The 24,781-nt window shown below is 67.7% G+C and carries 23 protein-coding genes; 9 read left to right on the plus strand and 14 right to left on the minus strand.

All coding sequences use genetic code 11. From position 1 onward, the window contains the following. Positions 1 to 28: 28 nt before the first annotated feature. Entirely contained in the window at positions 29 to 1,027 is a 999-nt protein-coding gene (gap, locus tag K307_RS43285) for a type I glyceraldehyde-3-phosphate dehydrogenase (RefSeq protein WP_042887193.1), read from the minus strand. An 84-nt stretch (positions 1,028 to 1,111) separates the two neighbouring features. Further along, positions 1,112 to 3,145: a transketolase gene (tkt, locus tag K307_RS43290; protein WP_196251665.1), complete on the minus strand. Its 2,034-nt coding sequence runs from the start codon at positions 3,143 to 3,145 to the stop codon at positions 1,112 to 1,114. Between the two features lie 328 nt (positions 3,146 to 3,473). Here tkt and K307_RS43295 point away from each other — a divergent pair, with 328 nt between their 5' ends. Genes K307_RS43295 through K307_RS43305 form a run of 3 tightly spaced genes read left to right on the plus strand, consistent with a single transcriptional unit; the run spans position 3,474 to position 5,328 of the window. Continuing rightward, positions 3,474 to 3,902, plus strand: a complete 429-nt coding sequence (locus K307_RS43295; protein ID WP_042887197.1) for a VOC family protein — start codon at positions 3,474 to 3,476, stop codon at positions 3,900 to 3,902. Then, the gene (locus tag K307_RS43300) at positions 3,902 to 4,654 is read left to right on the plus strand and encodes a 16S rRNA (uracil(1498)-N(3))-methyltransferase (protein WP_042887198.1); all 753 of its coding nucleotides are present in this window, start codon (positions 3,902 to 3,904) and stop codon (positions 4,652 to 4,654) included. The genes K307_RS43295 and K307_RS43300 overlap by 1 nt, the downstream gene beginning before the upstream one ends. Before the next feature lie 50 nt (positions 4,655 to 4,704). Continuing rightward, positions 4,705 to 5,328, plus strand: coding sequence for a YidB family protein (locus tag K307_RS43305; RefSeq protein ID WP_042887199.1), 624 nt, complete (start codon positions 4,705 to 4,707; stop codon positions 5,326 to 5,328). A gap of 72 nt (positions 5,329 to 5,400) precedes the next feature. Here the strand turns inward: K307_RS43305 and K307_RS43310 are convergent, their stop codons facing one another. From K307_RS43310 to K307_RS43320, 3 genes are all read right to left on the minus strand, one after another. Further along, positions 5,401 to 6,018 carry a barstar family protein gene (locus K307_RS43310; protein WP_042887201.1) on the minus strand — a complete coding sequence of 206 codons (618 nt, stop codon included), beginning with the start codon at positions 6,016 to 6,018 and terminating at the stop codon, positions 5,401 to 5,403. Then, the gene (locus K307_RS43315; protein ID WP_042887202.1) at positions 6,015 to 6,386 is read right to left on the minus strand and encodes a ribonuclease domain-containing protein; all 372 of its coding nucleotides are present in this window, start codon (positions 6,384 to 6,386) and stop codon (positions 6,015 to 6,017) included. Before K307_RS43315 ends, K307_RS43310 begins: the two co-directional genes overlap by 4 nt. Positions 6,387 to 6,754: 368 nt before the next feature. Then, positions 6,755 to 9,082, minus strand: a complete 2,328-nt coding sequence (locus K307_RS43320) for an NADP-dependent malic enzyme (RefSeq protein WP_042887203.1) — start codon at positions 9,080 to 9,082, stop codon at positions 6,755 to 6,757. Positions 9,083 to 9,481: 399 nt separating this feature from the next. Between K307_RS43320 and thiL the strand changes: the two genes are divergently transcribed. The 3 genes from thiL to K307_RS43335 all read left to right on the plus strand — a co-directional run bounded on the left by thiL (position 9,482) and on the right by K307_RS43335 (position 11,713). Further along, positions 9,482 to 10,462: a thiamine-phosphate kinase gene (gene thiL / locus K307_RS43325; RefSeq protein WP_042887204.1), complete on the plus strand. Its 981-nt coding sequence runs from the start codon at positions 9,482 to 9,484 to the stop codon at positions 10,460 to 10,462. Between the two features lie 122 nt (positions 10,463 to 10,584). Beyond that, positions 10,585 to 11,151, plus strand: coding sequence for a phosphatidylglycerophosphatase A (locus K307_RS43330; RefSeq protein ID WP_042887205.1), 567 nt, complete (start codon positions 10,585 to 10,587; stop codon positions 11,149 to 11,151). Positions 11,152 to 11,215: 64 nt separating this feature from the next. Continuing rightward, positions 11,216 to 11,713 (plus strand): CinA family protein, encoded by a 498-nt coding sequence (locus K307_RS43335; protein WP_042887206.1) that lies wholly within the window; start codon positions 11,216 to 11,218, stop codon positions 11,711 to 11,713. An 84-nt stretch (positions 11,714 to 11,797) separates the two neighbouring features. On the opposite strand, the gene pyrF is transcribed toward K307_RS43335, so the two are convergent. Then, entirely contained in the window at positions 11,798 to 12,616 is an 819-nt protein-coding gene (pyrF, locus tag K307_RS43340; RefSeq protein WP_042888128.1) for an orotidine-5'-phosphate decarboxylase, read from the minus strand. A gap of 190 nt (positions 12,617 to 12,806) precedes the next feature. Between pyrF and K307_RS43345 the strand changes: the two genes are divergently transcribed. Together K307_RS43345 and corA are read left to right on the plus strand one after the other, a co-directional pair. Continuing rightward, a complete protein-coding gene (locus K307_RS43345) occupies positions 12,807 to 13,706 on the plus strand; it encodes a DMT family transporter (RefSeq protein WP_042887207.1) in 900 nt (299 codons plus the stop codon). A gap of 574 nt (positions 13,707 to 14,280) precedes the next feature. Next, complete coding sequence (gene corA / locus K307_RS43350; RefSeq protein WP_042887208.1) at positions 14,281 to 15,243, plus strand: magnesium/cobalt transporter CorA; 963 nt, start codon at positions 14,281 to 14,283, stop codon at positions 15,241 to 15,243. Positions 15,244 to 15,254: 11 nt separating this feature from the next. On the opposite strand, the gene mtgA is transcribed toward corA, so the two are convergent. The 8 genes from mtgA to mpl form a co-directional block, all read right to left on the minus strand. Then, positions 15,255 to 16,025 carry a monofunctional biosynthetic peptidoglycan transglycosylase gene (gene mtgA / locus K307_RS43355; RefSeq protein WP_042887210.1) on the minus strand — a complete coding sequence of 257 codons (771 nt, stop codon included), beginning with the start codon at positions 16,023 to 16,025 and terminating at the stop codon, positions 15,255 to 15,257. Between the two features lie 17 nt (positions 16,026 to 16,042). Continuing rightward, positions 16,043 to 16,939, minus strand: coding sequence for a shikimate dehydrogenase (aroE, locus tag K307_RS43360; RefSeq protein ID WP_042887212.1), 897 nt, complete (start codon positions 16,937 to 16,939; stop codon positions 16,043 to 16,045). After that, on the minus strand, positions 16,939 to 17,871 hold the full coding sequence (locus K307_RS43365; protein WP_042887213.1) for an energy transducer TonB: 933 nt from the start codon (positions 17,869 to 17,871) through the stop codon (positions 16,939 to 16,941). The genes aroE and K307_RS43365 overlap by 1 nt, the downstream gene beginning before the upstream one ends. Positions 17,872 to 18,002: 131 nt before the next feature. Further along, positions 18,003 to 20,129 (minus strand): ribonuclease catalytic domain-containing protein, encoded by a 2,127-nt coding sequence (locus tag K307_RS43370; protein WP_042887215.1) that lies wholly within the window; start codon positions 20,127 to 20,129, stop codon positions 18,003 to 18,005. Positions 20,130 to 20,408: 279 nt separating this feature from the next. Continuing rightward, complete coding sequence (gene fabG, locus K307_RS43375) at positions 20,409 to 21,149, minus strand: 3-oxoacyl-ACP reductase FabG (RefSeq protein ID WP_042887216.1); 741 nt, start codon at positions 21,147 to 21,149, stop codon at positions 20,409 to 20,411. A 6-nt stretch (positions 21,150 to 21,155) separates the two neighbouring features. Then, positions 21,156 to 21,800, minus strand: a complete 645-nt coding sequence (locus K307_RS43380) for a chorismate--pyruvate lyase family protein (RefSeq protein ID WP_042887219.1) — start codon at positions 21,798 to 21,800, stop codon at positions 21,156 to 21,158. Next, entirely contained in the window at positions 21,797 to 22,429 is a 633-nt protein-coding gene (locus K307_RS43385) for a YqiA/YcfP family alpha/beta fold hydrolase (RefSeq protein WP_042887220.1), read from the minus strand. Before K307_RS43385 ends, K307_RS43380 begins: the two co-directional genes overlap by 4 nt. Positions 22,430 to 22,447: 18 nt before the next feature. Further along, the gene (gene mpl / locus K307_RS43390) at positions 22,448 to 23,827 is read right to left on the minus strand and encodes a UDP-N-acetylmuramate:L-alanyl-gamma-D-glutamyl-meso-diaminopimelate ligase (RefSeq protein ID WP_042887221.1); all 1,380 of its coding nucleotides are present in this window, start codon (positions 23,825 to 23,827) and stop codon (positions 22,448 to 22,450) included. A gap of 195 nt (positions 23,828 to 24,022) precedes the next feature. Between mpl and K307_RS43395 the strand changes: the two genes are divergently transcribed. Further along, positions 24,023 to 24,712 carry a hypothetical protein gene (locus K307_RS43395; RefSeq protein WP_042887222.1) on the plus strand — a complete coding sequence of 230 codons (690 nt, stop codon included), beginning with the start codon at positions 24,023 to 24,025 and terminating at the stop codon, positions 24,710 to 24,712. The last annotated feature ends 69 nt before the right edge of the window (positions 24,713 to 24,781 follow it).

The following is a 24,781-nucleotide window of genomic DNA, read 5'->3' on the forward strand; positions in this document are numbered from 1 at the left end:
GCGTTTTTCGTTCCGCAAGATTGCAGGATTACTTGGCCGCGACGCGAACCATTTCCAGCACCTTGTTCGAGTAGCCCCACTCGTTGTCGTACCAGCTCACTACCTTGATGAAGGTGCCGTCCAGCGCGATGCCGGCTTCAGCGTCGAAGATCGAGGTGCGTGCATCGCCGCGGAAGTCCGTGGCAACGACCTTGTCTTCGGTGTAGCCCAGCACACCCTTGAGCGCGCCCTGGCTCTGGGCCTTCATCTCGGCGCAGATTTCTTCGTATGTGGCCGGCTTTTCCAGCTCGACGGTCAGGTCGACCACCGACACGTCCGAGGTCGGCACGCGGAACGACATGCCGGTCAGCTTCTTGTTCAGTTGCGGGATCACCACGCCCACGGCCTTGGCAGCACCCGTCGACGACGGGATGATGTTTTCCAGGATGCCGCGGCCGCCGCGCCAGTCCTTGTTGGACGGGCCGTCAACGGTCTTCTGGGTGGCGGTGGCGGCGTGCACGGTGGTCATCAGGCCGCGCTTGATGCCCCACTTGTCGTTCAGCACCTTGGCGACCGGCGCCAGGCAGTTGGTGGTGCAGCTGGCGTTGGAGATGATCGCCTCGCCCTTGTACGTCTCGTGGTTCACGCCGTACACGAACATCGGGGTGTCGTCCTTGGACGGGGCCGACATGATCACCTTCTTCGCGCCCGCGTCGAGGTGCTTCTGCGCGCCTTCCTTGGTCAGGAAGATGCCGGTCGACTCGACCACCACGTCGGCCCCGATCTCGCCCCACTTCAGCTCGGCCGGATCCTTGACCGCGGTCAGGCGGATCTTCTTGCCGTTGACGACCAGGGTGTTGCCGTCGACCGACACTTCGCCGTCAAAGCGGCCGTGCACCGAGTCGTACTTCAGCATGTATGCCAGGTAGTCGGGCTCCAGCAGGTCGTTGATGCCAACGACTTCGATGTCCTTGAAGTTGGCGACGGCGGCGCGGAACACCATGCGTCCGATGCGGCCGAAGCCGTTGATGCCGATCTTGATGGTCATGACTGTCTCTCCTGAGGATCGATTGAAACCGGTGGGCGCCGCACGGGCCGCGCGGCGCACCACGCGGCTCCAGCGCCCGGATGCTTAGATAAGGGTGTCCTTTACTGTTCGGACAACGTTCTCGACGGTAAAGCCGAAGTGCTTGAACAGCACACCGGCCGGGGCCGATTCACCGAAGGTGTCGATGCCCACCACCGCTTGGACCTGGTACTTCCACCAGAAGTCCGTCACACCCGCCTCGACCGCCACGCGCGGCACGCCGGCCGGCAGCACGCTGGCCTTGTAGGCGGTGTCCTGCTTGTCGAACACCGTCGTGGCCGGGACCGAGACCACGCGCACATGCACGCCTTCCGCGGCCAGTGCGTCGGCGGCGCCGACGGCCAGGCCCACTTCCGAGCCGGTGGCCAGGATCACGGCGTCCGGGCGGCTGGTCTTCGGGTTCACGCTGTCGCGCAGCACGTAGCCGCCGCGCGCGATATTGGCGCGGGTGGCGTCGTCGCGGCGCTGGAACGGCAGGTTCTGGCGACTGAAGATCAGGCAGCTCGGGCCGTTCTCGCGGCGGATCGCCTCGGCCCAGGCCACGGCGGTCTCGGTGGTGTCGGCGGTACGCCAGACGTCCATGTTCGGGATCAGGCGCAGGCTGGCGACATGCTCGATCGACTGGTGGGTCGGACCGTCTTCGCCCAGGCCGATCGAGTCATGGGTGAACACGAACAGCGAGCGGATCTTCATCAGCGCCGCCATGCGCAGCGCATTGCGGCTGTAGTCCGAGAAAGTCAGGAATGTCGCGCCGTAGGGGATGTAGCCACCATGCAGCGTAATGCCGTTCATGACGGCGCTCATGCCGAACTCGCGCACGCCGTAGTTGATGTGGTTGCCCCAGCCATCGACGCGCACGGGCTTGGTGCCCGACCAGTTGGTCAGGTTAGAGCCGGTCAGGTCGGCCGAACCGCCGAGGAACTCGGGCAGCACCGGGGCCAAGGCCTCGATGGTGTTTTGGCTGGCCTTGCGGGTGGCGATGGTTTCAGCCTTGTCCTCGCACTTGGCGATGAAGGCTTCCACGGCGGCTTCGAACGAACCCGGCAGCTCGCCCTTCATGCGGCGGCGGAATTCGCCGGCTTCATACGGGTGGCGCTCGGCGTAGGCGTCGAACAGCGCGTTCCAGGCACGCTCCAGCGCCTGGCCGTTGGCCTTGGCGTCCCAGGCGTCATAAACCTCGGCCGGGACTTCGAACGGGGCGTGGGCCCAGCCCAGCGCCTCGCGCGTGGCCAGCACTTCGGCGCCGCCCAGCGGGGCGCCGTGTACGTCGTGGCCGCCTTCCTTGTTCGGGGCGCCCTTGCCGATCTTGGTGCGGCAGCAGATCAGGGTCGGCCTGTCGCTGGCCCTGGCCTGCGAGATGGCCATGTCGACGGCGGTCACGTCATGGCCGTCGATGCCGCGGATCACGTTCCAGCCGTAGGCTTCGAAGCGCTTCGGGGTATCGTCGGCAAACCAGTGCACCACGTCGCCGTCGATCGAGATGCCGTTATCGTCCCACAGCGCAATGAGCTTATTAAGCTTCAGCGTGCCGGCCAGCGAGCAGGCCTCATGGCTGATGCCTTCCATCAGGCAGCCATCGCCCAGGAAGACATAGGTGTGGTGGTTGACGATGTCGAAGCCGGGGCGGTTGAATTCTTCACCCAGCAGGCGTTCGGCCAGTGCCATGCCGACCGCGTTGGTGATGCCCTGGCCGAGCGGGCCGGTGGTGGTTTCCACGCCCGGGGTGATGCCGTATTCCGGGTGGCCGGCGGTCTTGCTGTGCAGCTGGCGGAAGTTCTTCAGCTCTTCGACCGGCAGGTCATAGCCGGTCAGGTGCAGGAGCGCGTAGATCAGCATCGAGCCGTGGCCGTTGGACAGCACGAAGCGGTCGCGGTCGGCCCAATGCGGATTGGTCGGGTTGTGCTTCAGGTGTCGGCCCCACAGCGCCACGGCGATATCTGCCATGCCCATCGGCGCACCGGGGTGGCCGGAATTGGCTTGCTGGACGGCGTCCATGGCAAGCACGCGGATGGCGTCGGCCATCAGCTTGGCGGGCTGGGAAGCAAAAGGACTTGTTGCGGGATGGGCAAGGGCGGACATGCGGGCTGGACGGAGACGGTGAGCGGGCGTGGGCCTGACGGCGGGAAAACCGCAATTTTAGCAGAAGCTAAGGGGTTTTCCGGACTGGCGGGCACCGCTAACGGGTGGGTGGGACGCTCTGCCGCCGGGTGCCGGCGATGCCGCTCCCCCTGCCCCAGCCATCCGGTCGGAACTATCCGAGCGCGAACATGCGGGATCCTCCACCTACGGAGCGACGCCGCCGCCACTGCACTGCACTTCGACAGCGCAAGCGCGCGCGCGTAAGATGCACACTCGCACCGCGCGGCGCGCCAGCCGCGCCGGGTTTCCCGCATCCCAGGAGACGATCATGACCAGACCGGCCAACACCCCCTGGCTCACCCCCTACCTGACCGTCGCCAACGGGCGCGCCGCGCTTGACTTCTACAGCCGCGCCTTCGGCTTCACCGCCGCCAACGTGGTCGACGAGAACGGCGTGCCGACCCATGCAGAGATGCACTACCAGGGCGAACTGGTGGTGATGTTCGCGCCCGAGGGCGCCTGGGGTAGCACCGCGCGCACGCCGCGCTCGCTGGGCGTGGAATGCCCGCAGACCTTCTATGTCTACTGCAACGATGTCGACGCCATGCACCAGCGCGCGGTCGACGCCGGCGCGGTCAGCCTGATGGCCCCGGCCGACCAGTTCTGGGGCGACCGCTACTGCATGGTTGAGGATCCCGACGGCTACCGCTGGGGTTTCGGCAAGCCGCTAGAACAATCGGCGGGGCAGGCAGGCTGATGGCTCCACGTTTCTTCGTCGGCGGCGCGGACGCGGTCCTGGCCGCCGAATCCGATTTTTCCCTTCCCGAAGCCGTGGTACGCCATGCCCAGGTGCTGCGCCTGGCGCCGGGCGATGCCATCACGCTGTTCGATGGCCGCGGCGGCAGCCATGCGGCCACGCTGGTCGAGCTGGGCAAGCGCCACGCCGTGGCCCGCATCGGCGCGCATGACACCGCCGAGGCCGAGCCGCCCTTCCGCGTCACGCTGGCGCAGGGCCTGGCAGGCGGCGACAAGATGGACTGGCTGATCGAGAAAGCGGTCGAGCTTGGCGTCGGTGCGATCCAGCCGTTGCAAGCCACGCGCTCGGTGGTGCGGCTGTCGGGCGAGCGCGCTCAGAAGCGCCAGGCCCACTGGCAGGCGCTGGTGCAGGCCGCGTGCGAGCAATGCGGGCGGAATCGCTTGCCGGCGGTCGCGCCGGTCGCTAACTTTGAGACGTGGCTGGTGCAGTCCGGCGACGCGGGGGCACGGCTGCTGGTGTCGCCGCGCGCGGAGCAGTCGCTGCCGGCGTTCGTCGCGGAGCGGCGCGAGGCGCTGCTCGCCGACGGCGTCACGCTGCTGATCGGCCCCGAAGGCGGGCTCTCACCGGAAGAGGAACACGCGGCACGGCAGGCGGGCTTCACGGGCGTGTCGCTCGGGCCGCGCATCCTGCGTACCGAAACCGCCGGGCTGGCCTGCCTGGCGACGCTCAACGCCTTGCTGGGCGGATTCTGATGGCAACAGCCACTCCGGCTGGCGCCAACCCTGACTGAAAGGAGTCGACCATGGGACTACTCGATAGCGTGCTGGGCGGCGTGCTCGGACAACTCGGCAACGCCCGCGGCGAGGACGGCAGTGCCGGCGGGCTCAATCCGAAGCTGATGATGGCGCTCGGGCTGCTGGCGATGCTGGCGATGCGCAAGCGCGGCGAGGCTGGCGATGCGGGCGCGGCGGGTGATTCGGCGGCGCCGGTCGACGATGGCCTGGGTGGACTGGGCAGCCTCGGCGGCCTGCTGGGCGGCATGCTCGGTGGCACCGGCGCTACGCCGGGTAACCCCACCGGCGGGCTCGACCTCGGCTCGCTGCTGGGCGGCCTGCTCAGCGGTCAGGGCGGCGCCCCGGCCAACAGCCAGGCGCTGGGCGCGGCCGCGGGTGGCATCGGCGCGCTGCAGCAGATCCTGGGGCAGGCCGGGCTGGGCGAGCAGGTCAACTCGTGGATCGGCAGCGGCGCCAACCAGCCGGTCATGCCGTCGGCGCTGAGCAATGCGCTGGGCGATACCGGTGCGCTGGAATCGCTGGCGGAGTCGACCGGGATGTCGCAGGACGATGTGGCGGCGCAACTGAGCGAAGGGCTGCCGGAGCTGATCGACCGTCTGACGCCGCACGGGCATATCCCGGCGCAGGAATAGCGTTCCGACGCCCCGCCAGAAAGCAAAAAGCCCGCAGATGCGGGCTTTTTGCATGGAACACGGTGCAGCCGATCAGGCGAACGAGTAGAACACCCGGAACTGCACCTTGCGCTCGCCCCAGAACTCGGCGGCGTCGCGGAACACGTCGAGCAGCACCTCGCGCCCTTCCTTGTCGAACTTCTGCGCGATCGGCAGGCCTTCCAGCACGATCACGAAGCCCGGCTGCGGGCCGGCCTTGTAGATCATGTCGGTCAGGCAATCGGCCAGCGCGTCGAAGTTCTTGCCGAAGTGCTTCGGGAACGTGAACGAGGTCGCGATCGTTTCCAGGATCTCCGCCTTGCTGGCGCAATGCGCGCAGTTGGCGTACAGGAAATGCTGGCCGAGATCTGCGGCCGCCTGGGCCAGCTCGGGCACGCGGAAGGCGCGGATCGACTGGACGATGTTCGGACGCACCGTCTTGAACAGGTTCATGGCCCCCTCGCTGGTGCCGTCTGCCCAGCCGGCACCGGTCGGCATGGCCACGGGCGCGGTCGCGGGCGGGAGTTTGTGCGTCAGCTCTTGGCGCGGCATCATCAGCACGTTGTCGTATAGGTTCTGGGCCTGCTGCTGAGCCCGCTGCCAGCCATCTCCGGCGCCGCGCTCTTCGCGGGCGGCAAGGGCGTCGCCCAATCCGAAAATGTCAGTCATCATTTGATTATCCGTTTGAAGCTGTTGTAGTGGTCTTCCGTGTAGTAACAATCGTTGGCAGCGCGTTGTTCCCCGCCGCATACGATCCGCTTGGCTCCCCGGTTCCGGCTTCTGGCACTCTTTACCGTGTATTCGCGGTAATACCCGCGTTCTCTTTGCGGCAGGATGCGTTCGTAGTTGCCGAATCGGGACCCGTCCTTGTCATACAGGAAAGGGCCGCCGGCTTCGATGCGGTCCAGGGTCTGCCGTGCATCGTTGGGCAACTGCTGCACTGCAATGGTTCCCATCCCTTCGGTCTGCGCCTGCCGCGCCAGCGTCGGCTGCGCCAGGGCCAGCACCAGCGCCGCGCCCGTGATGGAACGGGCGAGCATGCGTGTTGCGTGCCGCATCAGAGGTACTTGGAAACCCACGTTGCTTGTCTTGGTTGAACCGGAAATCGAGCCTGCCGCTGGTTGGGTAGACGATCTGTCCGGGCCACCCTGGCCCGCGCCCTGCGCCACCTGGTCAGGAGCGCGATGGATGCCGGCCGCACCGGGGCGCTCATGGCGAGCGCCTGTACTGTATCAAAGGCGTAAGGTTACGCGCATGCACGCAATTAATCAATCCCGGTCCACGGGCAGCGCCATTTCCTCAATTGTTTCAATATGTTAAGCGTATGTGTGCGCATACTAACTGTTGGCAGATGGACACAAAAAAGCCGGGCAAGCCCGGCTTTTCGCCACAATTGTGATGCGACGGATTAACGCTTGGCGGCGGCAGCGTCGACGACGACCAGCGAGGTCATGTTGACGATGCGGCGCACCGTCGCCGACGGCGTCAGGATGTGCACCGGCGCCTTCACGCCCAGCAGGATCGGCCCGATCGCGACGTTGTTGCCCGCGGCAACCTTGAGCAGGTTGTACGAGATATTGGCCGCATCGATGTTCGGACACACCAGCAGGTTGGCTTCGCCGTTGAGCGTGCCGTCAGGCACCAGCTGGTCGCGCAGCTTCTGGTCGAGCGCGCTGTCGCCGTGCATTTCGCCGTCGACCTCCAGTTCCGGCGCGCGATCGCGCAGGATGGCGAGGGTATCGCGCATCTTGCGGGCCGAAGGCGCCTCGGACGAGCCGAAGTTCGAATGCGACAGCAGCGCGACCTTGGGCTCGATGCCGAAGCGCTTCAGTTCTTCGGCGGCCATCAGCGTGATCTGGGCCAGTTCTTCGGCGGTCGGGTCGACGTTGACGTGCGTGTCGACCAGGAAGATCTGGCGGCCCGGCAGCACCAGGCCGTTCATCGCCGCGTAGACCTTGTTGGTGCCGCCCAGCACCTGGTCGATATAACGCAGGTGCGCCGCGGTGTTGCTGACCGTGCCGCAGATCATGCCGTCGGCCTCGCCCTGCTTGACCAGCATGGCGCCGATCAGCGTGGTGCGGCGGCGCAGTTCCAGCTTGGCGTACTGGGGCGTGATGCCCTCGCGCGCCATCATGCGGTAATAGGCGTCGGAATAGTCGCGGAAGCGCTCGTCGTGCTCGGGGTTGACCACGGTGAAGTCCACGCCGGGGCGCAGGCGCAGGCCGAAGCGCTCGATGCGGTGCTGCAGCACGGCCGGGCGGCCGATCAGGATCGGGTTGGCCAGCTTTTCGTCGACGATCACCTGCACCGCGCGCAGCACGCGCTCTTCCTCGCCCTCGGCGAAGACGATGCGCTTCCTGTCCATCTCGACCTTGCGCGCGGCGGCGTAGATCGGCTTCATCAGCGTGCCGGAGTGGTACACGAACTGCTGCAGCTGCAGGCGGTAGGCGTCCATGTCCTCGATCGGACGGGCGGCCACGCCCGACTTCATCGCGGCTTCCGCCACGGCCGGGGCCACCTTGACGATCAGGCGCGGATCGAACGGCTTCGGGATCAGGTACTCAGGGCCGAACGACAGGTCCTGGATGCCGTAGGCCGTGGCGACGATGTCGCTCTGCTCCTGGCGCGCCAGCTCGGCCAGCGCATTGGCCGCGGCGATTTCCATCTCGCGCGTGATGGTGGTGGCGCCGCAATCGAGCGCACCGCGGAAGATGAACGGGAAGCACAGGACGTTGTTGACCTGGTTCGGGTAGTCGGTACGGCCGGTGGCCATCACGGCGTCCGGGCGCACTTCCTTGACCAGTTCCGGCGCGATTTCCGGGTTCGGGTTGGCCAGTGCCAGCACCAGCGGCTTGTCGGCCATGCGCTGGACCATGTCCTGCTTGAGCACGCCCGCGGCGGACAGGCCCAGGAAGATGTCGGCGCCGTCGATCACTTCGGCCAGCTTGCGCTTGTCGGTCTTCTGCGAGAAGCGCGCCTTTTCCGGGTCCATCAGCTCGGTGCGGCCTTCATAGACCACGCCGGCCAGGTCGGTCACCCAGATGTTCTCGATCGGCAGGCCGATGTCGACCAGCAGGTCCAGGCAGGCCAGCGCGGCCGCGCCGGCGCCCGAGGCAACCAGCTTGACCTTTTTGATGTCCTTGCCGACCACCTTCAGGCCGTTGATGATGGCCGCGGCCACCACGATGGCGGTGCCGTGCTGGTCGTCGTGGAAGACGGGGATCTTCATCTTCTCGCGCAGCTTGCGCTCGACGTAGAAGCATTCCGGTGCCTTGATGTCTTCCAGGTTGATGCCGCCGAAGGTCGGTTCGAGCGCGGCGATGATCTGGACCAGCTTCTCGGGGTCCTTCTCGTCGACCTCGATATCGAACACATCGATACCGGCAAACTTCTTGAACAGGCCGGCCTTGCCTTCCATCACCGGCTTGGAGGCCGCGGCACCGATGTCGCCCAGGCCCAGCACGGCGGTGCCGTTGGTGATCACGGCCACCAGGTTGCCGCGCGCGGTGTAGCGGAAGGAGTTGGCCTGATCGACAACGATTTCTTCACAAGCTGCGGCCACGCCCGGCGAGTAGGCCAGGGCCAGGTCGCGCTGGTTCGACAGCGGCTTGGTCGGGGTGACGGAGATCTTGCCGGGGGTCGGAAACTCGTGATACTCGAGCGCCGCTTTGCGCAGCGCCTCACGCTGCTGCTGTTTCAGATCGTCTTGGGACGGGGACTGCTGAGGGCTGGTCATCGGCGCATCTTCCAATCGGTGGAGCCGTCATTGACGTGGCAGGGACGATCGGCGGACCGGCTCCACGTGTCCGCCCTTCTCTTCCTTTGGAACCCAGCATTTTATATAGTGAAATACTATTTCACAATAAGCCTTTTGCTTGGGGCACCTTTGCGTTTCGGTACAATATGCCCCAACCCGGGTACCAATACCAGCAAGCGTAGCGCCGCCCGGCGGATGCAGGGTGAACCGCTGCAGTCATGGCTGTCATGCGCGGCAGTATCTTGCTGAAACGCCGCGGGCGCCCCATCCTGACGCGCTGCGCGCGCCGCGGTCACCTCACGCTGCATCCTGCAACGTCCCGCGAGCCCGCTCCTGCCTTCCCGTCCGTGCCGGCCGGGCCACTCCTAGTCCACAGCGATGTCCGACCCTCACCCCGCCCAGCTTTCCGAGTTCGACCTGATCCGCCGTTATTTCACGCGGCCGGTGCGCAAGGCCGCGCTGGGCGTGGGCGACGACTGCGCGCTGATCGAGGGTCGCCCCGGCCACCACCTGGCCATCAGCACCGACATGCTGGTCAGCGGCCGGCATTTCTTCCCGGACGTGGCGCCGCGCGCGCTCGGCCACAAGGCGCTGGCCGTGAACCTGTCCGACCTGGCCGCGATGGGCGCCGAGCCGCGCGCCTTCACGCTGGCGCTGGCCCTGCCTGAGGCCGATCCCGCCTGGCTGGCCGACCTGGCCGAAGGCATGCTGGCGCTGGCGGACGCACATGGCTGCGAGCTGGTCGGCGGCGACACCACGCGCGGGCCGCTGACGCTGTCGCTGACGGTGTTCGGCGACGTACCGGTGCGCGCCGCGCTGCGGCGCGATGCCGCACGCCCCGGCGACGATATCTGGATTTCTGGCACGCTCGGCGACGCGCGCCTGGCGCTGGGCGACTGCCGCGGCGAATGGCTGCTGCCCGAGCCCGAGTTCAGCCAGGTCCGCCCCCGCATGGACACGCCCACCCCGCGCGTGGCGCTCGGCATGGCGCTGCGCGGCGTGGCGCATGCCGCACTCGATATTTCCGACGGGCTGGTCGGCGACCTCGGCCATATCCTGGCGCGCTCGCAGGTCGGCGCGTTGGTGGACGTCGATGCGCTGCCGCGCTCGGCGGTGCTGGCCAGCCAGCCGGAGCCGATCCAGCGCGAATGCGTGCTGGCCGGCGGCGATGACTACGAGCTTTGCTTCACTGCCCCGGTGGGCAACCGCGACGCCATCGCCGCGATCAGCGAGCGGCTCGCCCTGCCGCTGGCACGCGTCGGCACGATCACGCCGGAGCCGGGCCTGCGGCTGGTCGACAGCGCCGGCAACCCCACCCGGTACGAGGGCACCAGCTTCGACCATTTCGCTTCCCCCTGACACCGGGGCACAGGCGTGTCATGATGCCGGCATCGGCGCGCCGCGCGGGCACGGGAGTCCCGCAACATGCAGCGCAGCCGGCCATAACCATAAGCAGCACCCGCATCACACGAGCCAAATTGATGTCCACCTTGCCTCCCGGGGCCGCGCCGCGCGACCCCGCCCTGACCCTGGAAGCCGGCCAGACCGTCAAGGTCACGCGCCCCACCGCCCGCTTCATGCTGGCGCATCCGGCTCACCTGATCGCGTTCGGCTTCGGCTCGGGCCTGTCGCCCTTCAGCCCCGGCACGGTGGGCACCCTCTATGCCTGGCTGTCGTTCGTGGTGATCTCGCTGTGGATCGAGCCCACCACCTGGTTGTGGATCATCGGCGGCGGCTTCCTGGTCGGCCTGTGGGCCTGCGCCAAGACCGCGCGCGACATGGGCGTGCACGATCACGGCAGCATGGTCTGGGACGAGATCATTGCCTTCTGGCTGGTGCTGACCTTTGTCACGCCGACCGGGTTCTGGGGGCAGTTCGCCGCCTTCCTGTGGTTCCGGCTGTTCGATATCGCCAAGCCCGCCCCGATCGGCTATTACGACCGCACGCTCAAGGGGCCGGGCCTGCGCGGCGGCTTCGGCGTGATGTTCGACGATATCTTTGCCGCCTTCTACACCCTGCTGGTGTTTGCGCTGTGGCGCTCGTTCTGAGCCAGCCCGCCACGATCCGCGCGCATCGCCCGCCTGTTCCTGAAAAATTAACCCCGAGCCCATCATGTCCGTCAGCCGCCTGCTCGACCAGCTCGCCATCCAGGCCGGTGTCGCCCTTGCCGACAAATCGCTGATGCTGGCCACCGCCGAATCCTGCACCGGCGGGCTGGTGGCAGCCGCCATCACCGATGTATCGGGCTCGTCCGGCTGGTTCGAGCGCGGCTTCGTCACCTACTCCAATGAGGCCAAGAGCACCATGCTGGGCGTGCCCGCCAAGCTGATCCGCGACCACGGTGCGGTCAGCGAGGAAGTGGCGCACGCCATGGCCGAGGGCGCGCTGCTCAATAGTCGCGCCCAGGTGTCGCTGTCGATCACCGGCGTGGCCGGGCCTAACGGCGGCACGTCGGAAAAACCGGTGGGGATGGTGTGCTTCGGCTGGAGCAACCGCATTACGACCCTTACCGAGACGCAGCGCTTTCGTGGCGACCGCGGGCAGATCCGCCGCCAGGCGGCGGAGCATGCGATGCGGGGGCTGCTGGAGCTGCTGCGAAACGAGGCCTGACACCGCTGACGCCAGCCTCGCGCCACCCAATAGAAAAACCGCGCCGTTCCCGGCGCGGTTTTTTTTCTGCCCTGCCGCCCGGCCTCAGCCGTGGCGATAGCGGTTGATCGTCTCCCGCGTCTGCAGTGCGACATTGCGCGCCGCCGTGGCAAAGTCCTTCTCGCGGCTGGCGTAGAGAATGGCGCGCGACGAATTGATCATCATCCCCGTGCCATCCGCCGTGCGCCCGGCCTTGACCGTGGCTTCGATATCCCCGCCCTGCGCGCCGATCCCCGGGATCAGCAGCGGCATATCGCCCACGATCTGCCGCACTCGCGCGATCTCGTTCGGGAACGTCGCCCCCACCACCAGCCCCATCTGTCCGGTGGTGTTCCAGCGCTCGCGCGCCGCCTCGGCCACCACCTGGTACAGCGGCTTGCCGTCGACCTGCAGGAACTGCACGTCGGAGCCGCCCGGATTGGAGGTGCGGCACAGCACGATCACGCCGCGGCCCGGATAGGCCAGGTACGGCTGCATCGAATCGAAACCCATGTACGGACTGACCGTGACCGCGTCGGCCTTGTAGCGCTCGAAGGCCTCCAGCGCATAGTGCTCGGCGGTCGAGCCGATATCGCCGCGCTTGGCGTCCAGGATCACCGGGATGCCGGGGTGGGCGTCGTGGATGTAGTGGATCAGCTGTTCGAGCTGGTCCTCGGCGCGCTGTGAGTGGAAGTACGCGATCTGTGGCTTGAACGCGCAGACCAGGTCGGCGGTAGCGTCGACGATCTCGCGGCAGAACGAGAAGATGGCACCGCCCGCTCCGGTCAGGGACAGCGGCAGCTTCTGCGGGTCAGGATCGAGCCCGACGCACAGAAGGGAATCGTTGCGCTGCCAGGCGGCAGCAAGCTGCTCGGTGAAGGTCATGGATACTCGGTATTCCTGGTGGCGCCGGCGCCCCACTGGACCGGCCGGCGCGGTTGGCTGCAGCGGCGTGAAAATCATTCATCCCTTGCAGCATATGTCGCTTCCGGCAATTTTACCCGCTGCGTGCTATCGTTTTGCGCTTCCTCTCAAAACAAAGAGCGGCATCGCGCACAGCCAGCCGCCCTCCTCCATGTCTCTCGATCGCCGCGGTGTTTTCCTTCTCGTCGTCCTTACCTTTGCCTGGGGGATCAACTGGCCCGTGATGAAAGTGGGCGTCGCGCATTTTCCGCCCTTGGGTTTCCGGCTGCTGTGCATGGCCGGCGGCCTGCTGGCGCTGGGCCTGGCGCTGCGACTGCGCGGCGACTCGCTGGCGGTGCCGCGCCGCGAATGGGGCACGGTGTTCCGCCTGGCCCTCCCCAACATGGTCGTCTGGCACCTGTTTGCCATCGTCGCGGTCAAGATGCTGTCGTCGGGCCGGGCCGCCATCCTGGGCTACACCATGCCGATCTGGGCGGTGGTGTGGGGGCTGGTGTTCTTCCGCGAGCGTATCAGCGGCTGGGCCTGGTTCGGCATCGGCTGCGCGCTGACCGGCACCGTGCTGCTGCTGTCGGGCGAGATCAGCGCGCTGACCGGCAGCCCCGCCGGCACGCTGCTGATGCTGCTGGCCGCGGCCGGCTGGGGCTTTGGCACCCAGTTGATGAAACGCACCCAGACCAGCGTGCCGATCGGCGCCATGACCTTCTGGATGCTGGCGATCACGCTGCCCTTCCTGCTGGCCGGCTCGCTGCTGCTGGAAGACGGCTGGCGCTTGCCCACGGCCATCGAGTGGGGGGCGATCGCCTACAACGCGGTGGTGGTCTTCGCCTTCTGCCACCTGGTCTGGTTCGGGCTGGCGCGCAGCCTGCCGCCGGTGGTGTCGAGCCTGTCGATCATGTTCATTCCGGTGGTCGGGGTGTTCTCGGGCATGTGGCTGCTGGGCGAGCAGCCGCACTGGCAGGACTACGCGGCAATCGTGCTGATGTTCCTGGCGCTGTCCTCGGTGATGCTGGCGCCGCTGCTGTGGCGCCGGCTGCGGGGTTTCGCCGGGTGACGCCGCGGTGACCCGGACCTGGCGCGACAGTGCACGCCCGGACGCGGAGATTTCACTTAACAAGCCACCCTTCGTTGGGCTACACTCGCGGCCATCACAATCCCGGAGAAATTACGTGGGCAGTAGCATCGGGTGTTCGAGTTGCCGCAGCAGCGCTGCGACCTCTGCGAATGCCATGTCACTGCGGGCTGCGTAACGACGACCCGCCCGGAGCACCCGGCTCCGCGCCTCGTCGGCCTCGCCCGCAGCAGAACACTGCGGGCGAGTGTCTTTCCGTGCCACCGGCGGCGCCATCCATGCGCGCCGCATTGTTGCGGATCTTCCCTCTCCCGGCTAGCCAGCCAACCCAGGCAAACGCCATCGCCTTGTACCGCTGTGCCGAGTCTACTGAGTCCGGCAGCCGCGGCACAGCGCGATCACGCTTGCCCGTGGCCCGGTCATTGCGGCTGCCTTGCAGCTCGTCGCAAGGCCATGAGAGGGCATGACGGAGCACCTGGGATGCGGCGAGCCGCCTGCGCTTGTCTTCGCGCTTGTCTTTGTTTTTCGTCGCAATCAGTAATAAGGAATCCCGGGGATGATCAACCTGTTCGTCCTGCAAAAAGGCCGGCTCGCTCAGGAGCAGGTCGACGAGCGCAATGAGCTGCTGCAGCACAAGCCGATCTGGATCGACGTCGTCAATCCCGACGACGAAGAGCTGAACTGGATCAAGGAAGCCTACGGCGTCGCCCTTCCCGAACTGGAAGACCTCGGCGACCTGGAGGCATCGGCGCGCTACTTCGAGGGCGAGGACGAGAATATCCATATCCGCACCGACTTCCTGCTCGCTGAGGAAGAGGTGTCGCGCAACGTGCGCGTGGCCTTCGTGCTGACGCGCGACGTGCTGTTCTCCATCCACGACGAAGACCTGCCGGTGTTCCGGCTGGTGCGACTGCGTGCGCGCATGCGCCCGGGCTCGGTACGCAATGCCAAGGACGTGCTGATGGACCTGTACGCGACCGACGCCGAGTACTCCGCGGATTCGATCGAGGAAGTCTACGAACGCCTGGAAGAAGCCAGCCGCCGCGTGCTGGCCGAGAACGTGACCGACGCCGCGGCGGCCGACGTACTGGAAACCATCGCCCGCGAGGAAGACTTGAACGGGCGCATCCGCCGCAACGTGATGGACACGCGCCGCGCGGTGTCCTTCCTGATGCGCAGCCAGCTGCTGTCGGCCGAACAGCAGGACGAGGCGCGCCAGATCCTGCGCGACATTGACTCGATCGAGAACCACACCGCGTTCCTGTTCGACAAGATCAACTTCCTGATGGACGCGACCGTCGGTTTCATCAACATCAACCAGAACAAGATCATCAAATTGTTCTCGGTGGTATCGGTGGCGCTGATGCCGCCCACGCTGATCGCCAGTATCTACGGCATGAACTTCAAGATCATGCCGGAGCTGGACTGGGCCGCGGGGTATCCGTGGGCGATCGCGCTGATGGCGGTGTCGGCGGCGATTCCGCTGGTGTATTTCCGCCGCAAGGGCTGGCTTAGCTGAAACCGGGGGCGTCAGTCCGGCAACGTAGCCGCCCCCATCCGCCGCGCGATGATCCCCGCCTTGGCGCGGAAATTCACGCGCACGTTGGCGCAGTATTCCTTCTTGTCGAAGCACTTCGGCGCCGGCAGCGCCGCGGCCAGGCGCGCGGACTGGCCCACGCTGAGCTTGTCCGCCGTGGTGCGGAAGTAGTGCTGCGCCGCGGCCTGCGCGCCGAACACGCCCTCGCCCCACTCCACCGAATTCAGGTAGATCTCGTAGATGCGCTGCTTGTCGAGCCAGAACTCGAGCATCCACGTGATCGCCAGCTCCTGCCCCTTGCGCAGGTAGTGCTGCTCGGAGGACAGGAACAGGTTCTTGGCCAGCTGCTGCGTGATGGTCGATCCGCCGCGCACGATGCGCCCGCGCTTCTTGTTGCGCTCCCAGGCATCGAGCATGGCGTCCAGCTCATAGCCCGGATGGTTGACGAAGTCGGCATCCTCGCTGGCGATCACCGCGCGCTTGAGGTTGCGCGAGATGCGGTCATAGGGCACCCATTGCCGGTCGAGGCCGCAGTTCCACACATTGAGGCCGCACAGGCGCCAGCGCTCGGCGCGCATGAAGGTGGTCGTCGTCGGGTTGATGTACTGCCACGAGGCGATCTGCACGAAGAAGTACAGCTGCATCGCGAGCACGCCCGCGGCCACGCAGCCCAGCAGGTAGCCGAGCCAGCGGACCGGGTTGAGCACCGTGCGTGCAGGGGCTGCGCCGCGGCTGGCGCTGGCTGCGCGGTTGCGGTTGGCCACGGCTGGCGGCGCCCCGGTCAGCCCTTGCGTTCGGCCTGCAGCGCGGCGCGCAGCTCGGCCAGCACGGGGGCGGTGCGGGGGCGCACGCCGCGCCAGATGTAGAAGGCTTCGGCAGCCTGTTCGACCAGCATGCCCAGGCCGTCGCTGGTACGCGCGCCGCAGCGCGCGGCGAACTGCAGGAACACCGTGGGCTCGGCGCCGTACATCATGTCGTAGGCCAGCACGCCTTCGCCCAGCAGCAGCTCGGGCACCGGCGGCACTTCGCCATGCAGGCTGCTGGACGAGGCGTTGATCACCACGTCGCAGGCCTCGTCCTCGGACAGGCCTTCAAGCGCGTCGAGCCCGCCGCCCCACAGCTCCACGCCGTACTGGTCAGCGGCTTCGACAAACTCTTCCAGCATGTCGCTGGCGCGCGAGGCGGTGCGGTTGGCCACCACGATGCGCGACGGGCGGCATTCGATCAGCGGCAGCATCGCGCCCATGGCCGCGCCGCCCGCGCCCAGCAGCAGCACGCGCTTGCCTTCGATCAGCGTGTCGAGGTTGTCCTGGATATCGCGCACCAGGCCAATGCCGTCGGTGTTGTCGCCGTGGATCAGGCCCTCTTCGATCCACAGTGTGTTGACCGCGCCGGCGGCTTCGGCGCGCTCGGTCAGGCGGTCGGCCAGGTCATAGGCTTCGAGCTTGAACGGCACGGTGACGTTGCAGCCGTAGCCGCCGTCGGCAAAGAACTTGCGCACGGTGTTGGCAAACCCGTCCAGCGGCGCCTCCAGCCGGTCGTACTGCACTGCCTCCCCGGTCTGGCGTGCAAAGGCGGCGTGGATCGCCGGCGAGCGGCTGTGCGCGACCGGGTTGCCGATCACCACATAGCGACCGGAGGTGGGCTGGGAGGAATCAGTGGAAGCAGTGAATGTCATCAGCGTGCCTGCAAGCGGGTTTCCAGCCCGCTGCGCGAAAACTTGAAAGTGGAAATGACTTCGAGGATGTCCTGGCGCGCCGCCATCTCCGCCGTGAACGCGCCGAACGGCGCGGCCGCGCGCACGATCGCCACGGCCTGGCGGTCCAGCGCGGGATCGCCCGAACTCTTGACCACGTCGATGGAGTCGACGTTGTAGCCGTCGCGGTTGTAGCCGAGCTTGCCCAGCCGGTTGACGTTGATCACCAGGATCAGCTGGCCGTACAGCGGCTTGCCGTTGCGTTGCGGAAAATCGGTGGTGCCGCGCGCCTCGATCTTGCGGCGTAGCCTGTCGTAATACTGCGCGTAGTCGACCGCCTGCGCACTGGTGGCGGTGAGCTGGAAGCGCTTGGGCCGCTTGGCGTAGTGGTCGAGGTTGCGGCCGATCTCGGCCTCGAGCTTGGCCATCTCGTCGGCCGAGGTGCGCTCGTCCTGGCCGCGCTGCGGGGTGTCCTCGCGCCTCTCGCCGGGCTTGAGCGGCTGGTTGCGCACCGCCGGCGCGGGTTCGCGCGCCTGGGTCAGCAGGCGCTGCTGCTCCTGTTCGAGCTGCTCGACGCGGCGCTGCACCTGGCGCACCAGGTCGCCTTCCTGCGTCACGGTCTGCGCCGGCAGCGGCGTGCTGGCGCGCTGCTGGTCATGGTCGCCGCCGCCATCCAGGTTGGCCTGCGCCAGCGCGGTCGGGTTGCGCGGCTTCTGCGCCGACTTGGCGTTGACCAGCACCACGTCCAGCGCGGCGTCGCTGCGCTTGATCTCGAACACCTCGGGCGCGGCGATCCGCACCATCAGCAGCACCGCATGCACGGCCAGGGATACCGCCAGCGCCTTGGCCAGCGTACTGCTGTTGTGCCACCTGGCATGCCACCAGTGGCGGGGAGCGGCGAAAGCGGCGTTCACGATGGATGGATGTGGGCTCGGAGGGCTCGGGTGCACTGGCCGGGCGGGACCGGCAGGCCATGGCAAACCGGGGCCCGCGGGCCCCGGATCAGACTGGCATTGTAAGTGAGCGCCGTCGATTTCCGAAGGCTTCAGCCCGCCGCCGGGCCGCCGGTGTCGCGCTGGGCCGACGCCTCGCTGTTCTCGTCGTTGCCGTCCTCGCCCGCGGGCTGCTCCGGCGCCTCGCCCGACACCCCGGCGGCCTGTTCAGCGGCTTGTTCGGCGGCCAGCTCCGCCGCGGCCTCGGCAGCGGCTTCGGCCGACACTTCAGCGGCTTCCTCGTCGCTTTCCAGCTCTTCCTCGGGCAACTCGCCTTCACCGGCAAAGACTTCCAGCACGCGGCACGACACCTCCAGCGTGATTTCGTCGGTCTCGCCGATCTCCAGCAGCACCTGGGTGCCGCGCTGCGCCTGGGCCAGCTCGGGCACGCGCGTGACCAGCGGGATCTCGGTGAAGCGGACCGCGCCTTCCTTGAGCACCGAGGCCATCATGCGCTCGCGCTTTTCCTGCTTGAGCCAGCGCAGGCACCAGTAGCGCTCCATGGTCGACTGGTGGTCGGCATAGGCGGCGTAGGTGCCTTCGAAGTCGGCCACCGCGGCCAGCAGGTCGGCGTCCTTGGGCTTGAACGGCGCCACCAGCTTGGCGGTCACGCCGTGCTGGGACACCGCCAGGATCTGCCACTGGTTGACCAGGTCGACATAGCGGCGCAGCGGCGAGGTGCTCCACGCGTACTGCGCCACGCCCAGCCCCTCGTGCGGCGCCGGGTAGGTCTGCATGCGCGTGCGGTGCATGCCCCATGCCTTCTGCGTGCGGTAGATACCCGGCACGCCGTGGTCGGCCAGCAGCTTGCCCCAGGTGCTGTTGGCCAGGATCATCAGCTCGGCCACGATCTTGTCCAGCGGCGAGCCGCGCTTGCGCTGCTCGATGCGTACGCGCTGGCTGCCGTCGGGCTGGTCGTCGAGGTAGAAGTTGAAGTCGGCGCGGTTGTGCGTCTCGGGGCGCAGGCCGCTGGCCAGGCGCGCCTTCTGGCGCTCGTCGTACAGGTAGCCGGCAAAGTGCCAGAGCTGCGTCAGCGCATCGCGGAACGGGTAGTCGCCGGTGCCCTGGGAGAGCGAGGCCTCGGTGATGACGTCGTCCAGCAGGTTGTGGCGCAGGTTGGCGGCGATCGGCACCATCTCCGCGCGGGTCTCGCTGCCGGTGATCAGCCATACGCTCGGGTCCACCGTCACGTACAGCGACAGCGCCGGGCACACGCGACCTTCCTGCAGCGTGTAGCGCTCCACCACCGGGTCGGGCAGCATGGTGATCTTGTCGCCAGGGAAGTAGACCGTGGACAGCCGCTGGCGCGCGATCGCGTCGAGCGGCTCACTACGGCGGATGCCCAGCGCGGGGGCAGCGATATGGATGCCGATGCGCAGCTTGCCGTCAGCGAGCTTCGTCACCGACAGCGCATCGTCGATCTCGGTGGTGGTGACGTCGTCGATCGAGAAGGCTTCGACGTCGGCCACCGGCAGCTCGGCGGGCGGCCCGGGCACGTCGGCATCCGGGAAGCCCGTGCCCTTGGGGAAGCACTCGGCCAGGAACTTGGCCTCATGCAGCGCGCGCGGGCTGGCCACGCCGCCGGCGGCGACCATCAGCCGCATCGGCGACATGCCGAGCGCGGTGCAGGCCGCGTCCATGGCCTTGAATTCCAGGCTGTTCTTGTCCGGCTTGAACAGGAGCTGCAGCACCTTGTTGCGGAACGATTCCGGCAGCGTCAGCGCCTTGAGCTGTTCTTCGTACTCGGCCTGCACCAGCGCCTGCTGACGCTTGCGCTCGAGCGCGGCCAGCGCCGCCTTGAGCTGGTCTTCGGGCGCGCGCTGGTAGCGGCCGCGCCCCTTGCGGCGGAAGTACACCGGGTTGCCGTGCAGCGCCATCGCCAGCGCCGCCTGCTGCACCGGGCCGGGCTCGGCGCCGTAGTAATCGGCGGCCAGCTCGGCGAAGCCGAACTCGGCCTCGGGCGCGCACTCCCACAGGAAGTCCAGGTCGATCTCCGCCACCATGTCGCCGGTCTGGCGCACCAGCTCGATCGCCGACGGCTGCGCAAACTGCAGCAGCACATCGCGGGACTTGACCTTGGTGCGCTTGCCGGCCGGCAGTTCCACCTGGTAGGCCTCGCCCTGCTGGTTCAGCACGGTGCCGGCGCGGATTTCGCCGCCTTCTTCGAACAGCAACTGCATCGATCGGTACTTTCAGAAATGCGCGGAACCGCGTCGAGGCCGCCACGGGCGGCGCTGGAGCGGATCCGGTAGGAGAAATGGTGCGGACGGTGCGGACAAATACGGCTGGTCCGGCTGGTCCGCGCAGGGCGCACAAGCTGCGCGCCGGGGCGCCGCCCGTAGCATTACGGCGTGGCCGCAGACCTGGAATGATACCGCACCCCCGATCCTGCGCCCGGCCGGCGCCGCTTTGGACGCACCGGCGGCATGCACCGGCGGCGCACCGGGGCCGGCCAGGCCTCAGAGCGACATGCCGCCGCTGGCCTCGATCGCCACACCGTTGACGTAGCTGGCGTCGTCGCTGGCCAGGAAGGCATAGATGCTGGCGATCTCGGCCGGCTCGGCCAGGCGGCGCAGCCAGCACGACGACTTCATGCCGTCGAGCACCTTCTCCGGCACGGTCTTCAGGATCTCAGTGTTGACGAAGCCCGGGCACACCGCGTTGACGCGCACGCCCTTGGGGCCGAGCTCGCGCGCCCAGGTCTTGGTAAAGCCGATCACGCCGAACTTGCTGGCCGCGTAATTGGTCTGGCCGAAGTTGCCGTACAGGCCGACTACGCTCGACGCGTTCAGGATTACGCCCCGGCCCTGCTCGGTCATGATGGTGGCGACGGCCTGGGCGCAGTTGAAGACGCCCTTCAGGTTGACGTCGATCACGGCGTCGAATTGCGCCTCGGTCATCTTGACCAGGCGCGCATCCTTGGTGATGCCGGCGTTGTTGACCAGGATATCGACGCGGCCATGTGCGGCCATCACGGCCGCGACCATGGCGTCGACCTCGTCGCGCCGGGTCACGTCGACCCGGTAAGCCGACACGGTGGCGCCGGTGGCGGCCAGCTTGTCGGCGGCTTCGCGCAGGCGCGCCTCCTGCACGTCGCACAGCACGACGATGGCACCGTCGGCGGCAAAGCGCTGCGCGGTGGCAAACCCGATACCGGCGGCGGCACCGGTGATGATGGCAACCCGTCCCTGCAATTTCATCTTGTTTTATCTCTTCGCTTCGGCAGTGCGTGTGAAAACGGGGCCACGGTCTTTGATGCGCGCAATCGCGCCCGCCCTGGTCCCCGGGGATGGCCGCGACAGCAGCTCCGGCAAGAAGACCTCTGTCACGAGCATGACGCCGTCGCCGCGCCGGAATACGGAGCGCCGCGCCGGCAGCATGGGCACCGGCCCCATGGCCGGCAGCACGCGCTGCAGCGCCTGGCGCAGCGGATGGTGCGGCAGCAGCCGCGCAAACTGGAAGGGGTCGCGCGCGACCATCGGATCGACGAACAGCCGCCCGCCCAGCGGGCGCTCGCCCAGCCCGCGCAGGAACGGCCAGTCGCGGCGCGCATGGCGCTGGCGCACCACGGTGTGGGCAAACACGGCGGGGATTTCGTCGCAGATCAGCAGTACCTCCCGCGTCAGCGCGGGGGTGCGGTCGCCCTGCCCCAGCGCCTGCCATTCGTCGGCCAGCGGCCGCAGCGGACGCTGCAGCAGCCGGGCCACGCGAAAGCGCTCCGACGCAGCCACCAGCCGCGCGGTCAGCGAGCCGTCATCGCCGGTCACCCAGCGCCGCAGGTTGGGCGTGATGGCCGCATCGAAAGGCAGGTGCGAACTCCAGCCACAGCGGCGCGCGGACTCCGCGCTCATGCCGGGCTTGGGCTTGGGCTTGCCGGCACCTTGCCGCCCGGGCCATAGCCGCAGAAGGCGAGCACATCGTCGACGTAGTCGGCAAATTCGCTGATGCCGTGGTCGCTGCCCTCGATCACGCGCATCTTCGCGCCGGGGCAGGCGGCCACCATTTCACGGTAGTCCAGCACCTCGTCGCCGGTGGCGGCGATCAGGTAATAGCGTTCGGGGCGGGTGATGGTGTCCACGCGCAGATCCAGCAACTCCTGCAGGTGGCGCCGCTCGACCCTGACCGAGCCGCCGCCATGCCACAGCGGCTGCTCGCCCAGGTATTGCTCCAGGTCGGTCCACGGGTGGATGGCCGGGTTGAGCAGCACGGTCTTGCAGCCGTAGCGCTCGCCCAGCCAGCGCGCATAGAAGCCGCCCAGCGACGACCCGACGATGGCGATTTCCTGGTCGCCGCCGGCCTGCGCGGCGCTCTTCGCGGCACGAATGGCGGCTTCCGCCTGCGCGATGGCCATTTCCGGCGAGACATTGAGCGTGGGGCAGGCGTAGTAGCGGCCCACGCCCCACTCGCGCATGCGCTCCTGCACCAGCCGGGCCTTGAACGACTGCGGCGAAGAGCGGAATCCGTGCAGGTATAGCAGCATGGCGGTCCTTCGCGTCGGTCAGCGCTGGGCCAGCGCGTCCAGCAGCTTCTGGTGCACGCCACCGAAGCCGCCGTTGCTCATCACCAGCACGTGGTCGCCCGGCTGCGCCGCGGCGCGCACGGCCTGCACCAGCTCCGCCAGGTCCTGGAATGCGCCGGCCTTGGCGCCCAGCGGCGCCAGCGATTCGGCCAGGTCCCAGCCGAGCGCGTCCTTGCCCGCCGGGGCGCCGTAGCCGAACACCAGGTCGGCCTGCTCCAGGCTGGCCGGCAGTTGGGCCTTCATCACGCCCAGCTTCATGGTATTGGAGCGCGGCTCCAGCACGGCCAGGATGCGGGCATTGTCGACGCGGCGGCGCAGGCCTTCCAGCGTGGTCTGGATCGCGGTCGGGTGGTGGGCGAAGTCGTCGTAGACGGTCACGCCATCGACCACGCCGCGCACTTCCATGCGGCGCTTGACGTTGGCGAAGCGCCCGAGCGACGCGATCGCCTGCGCTACCGGCACGCCGACGTGGCGCGCGGCAGCGATCGCCGCCAGCGCGTTCATGCGGTTGTGGGTGCCCTGCAGGTCCCACACCACGGTACCGGCGACGGCATTGCCGAACCAGACGTCGAAAGCGTCCTTGCCGGGCGCCGCCTTGGCGCCGGCCGCATCGCTCTCGCGCCAGTCGCCCACGCCGAACTGCTCGACCTCGCTCCAGCAGCCGCGCTCCAGCACGCGGGCCAGGCTCTCTTCCACGCCGTTGACGACCAGCCGGCCCTGGCCGGGCACGGTACGCACCAGGTGGTGGAACTGGGTCTCGATCGCCGCCAGATCGGGGAAGATGTCGGCGTGATCGTATTCCAGGTTGTTCAGGATTGCCGTGCGCGGGCGGTAGTGGACGAACTTGCTGCGCTTGTCGAAGAAGGCGGTGTCGTACTCGTCGGCCTCGATCACGAAGAAGTCGGATTCGGTCACGCGCGCCGAGATGCCGAAGTTCTGCGGCACCCCACCCACCAGGAAGCCCGGGTTGTAGCCGGCATCCTCCAGGATCCAGGCCAGCATCGAGGTAGTGGTGGTCTTGCCGTGCGTGCCGGCCACGGCCAGCACCCACTTGCTTGCCAGCACGTGCTCGCCCAGCCATTGCGGGCCGGAGACATATGGCAGGTTGCGGTCGAGGATGGCTTCCATCAGCGGATTGCCGCGCGAAACCACGTTGCCGATCACGAACAGGTCCGGCTGCAGCGACAGCTGGGCGGGGTCGAAGCCTTCGATCAGCTCGATCCCCTGCGCCTCGAGCTGGGTGCTCATCGGCGGGTAGACATTGGCATCGCAGCCGGTGACGCGGTGGCCGGCCTGCTTGGCCAGCACCGCCAGGCCGCCCATGAAGGTGCCGCAGATGCCAAGGATATGAATATGCATGGGTTCCCGGAAAGACATGAAGCAGGCCGGCGAACTCGGCCTGGGGACTCGGCACCCGGCGGCGCGCGGCAGTTTTGTGCCGCTGGCGAGGCCGGGCAGGAAGCCCCCGATTGTACCCGAGCGCCGGCGGCCCTCGCTGCACTGCGGCAGCACGCGCCGCACCTGCCGCGGGGCCGTGCTCCGGTATCATGGGGCATGACCCGACGTACCCAGCTTGACCCCTCCCGCCTGCGCGACGAGATCGCTCAGGCCGCCGCCCGCATGATCGCCGAGGACGGTGCCGACTACGCCACCGCCAAGCGCAAGGCCGCGCGCCAGCTGCTGGGCGAGCAGCGCGTGCCCGGCGAATGGTTGCCGGACAACGAACAGATCGAAGCCGAGGTGCGCGCCTACCAGGCGCTGTTCCATGCCGAGACCCAGCCCCGCATCCTCGCGCTGCTGCGCCGGCTGGCCGTGCTGGCGATGGAAGACCTGGCGCCGTTCCGGCCCTACCTGGTCGGCGCCGTGCTCAATGGCACCGCCACCGAACACTCTGATATCTATCTGCAGTGCTTCTGCGATAGCCCCAAGGACGCGACGCTGCACCTGCTCAACGCCGGGGTGGACTTCGAGACCAGCGAGAGCCGCCACTTCGGCGGCCGCGGCGAGGTGGAGACCCTCAGCTTCCTGTGGAAGGGCCAGTGGCCCGACCGCCGCGAGGCCAGGCTGCTGGCCGGCGAAGTGCGCGCGGAACTGGGCGCGCCGGTGGGTATCCATATTGCGCTGTATGATGCCGTCGACGAACGCGGCGCCGTGCGAGCCGACGCCTCCGGGCGCCTGGCGCGCGCGGACGTGCAGGCGGTGCGTGCGCTGATGGAGAAGGCCGACGAGGCCGAACCGGATTGACGCCGGCCGCTTAACCATCACCCGGCACCATGCGCCCCGCTGGTGCGCCCCACTGACTCCTGGTCCAGG

It is taken from the genome of Cupriavidus necator A5-1 (assembly GCF_000744095.1).
Taxonomy (GTDB): Bacteria; Pseudomonadota; Gammaproteobacteria; order Burkholderiales; family Burkholderiaceae; genus Cupriavidus; species Cupriavidus necator_A.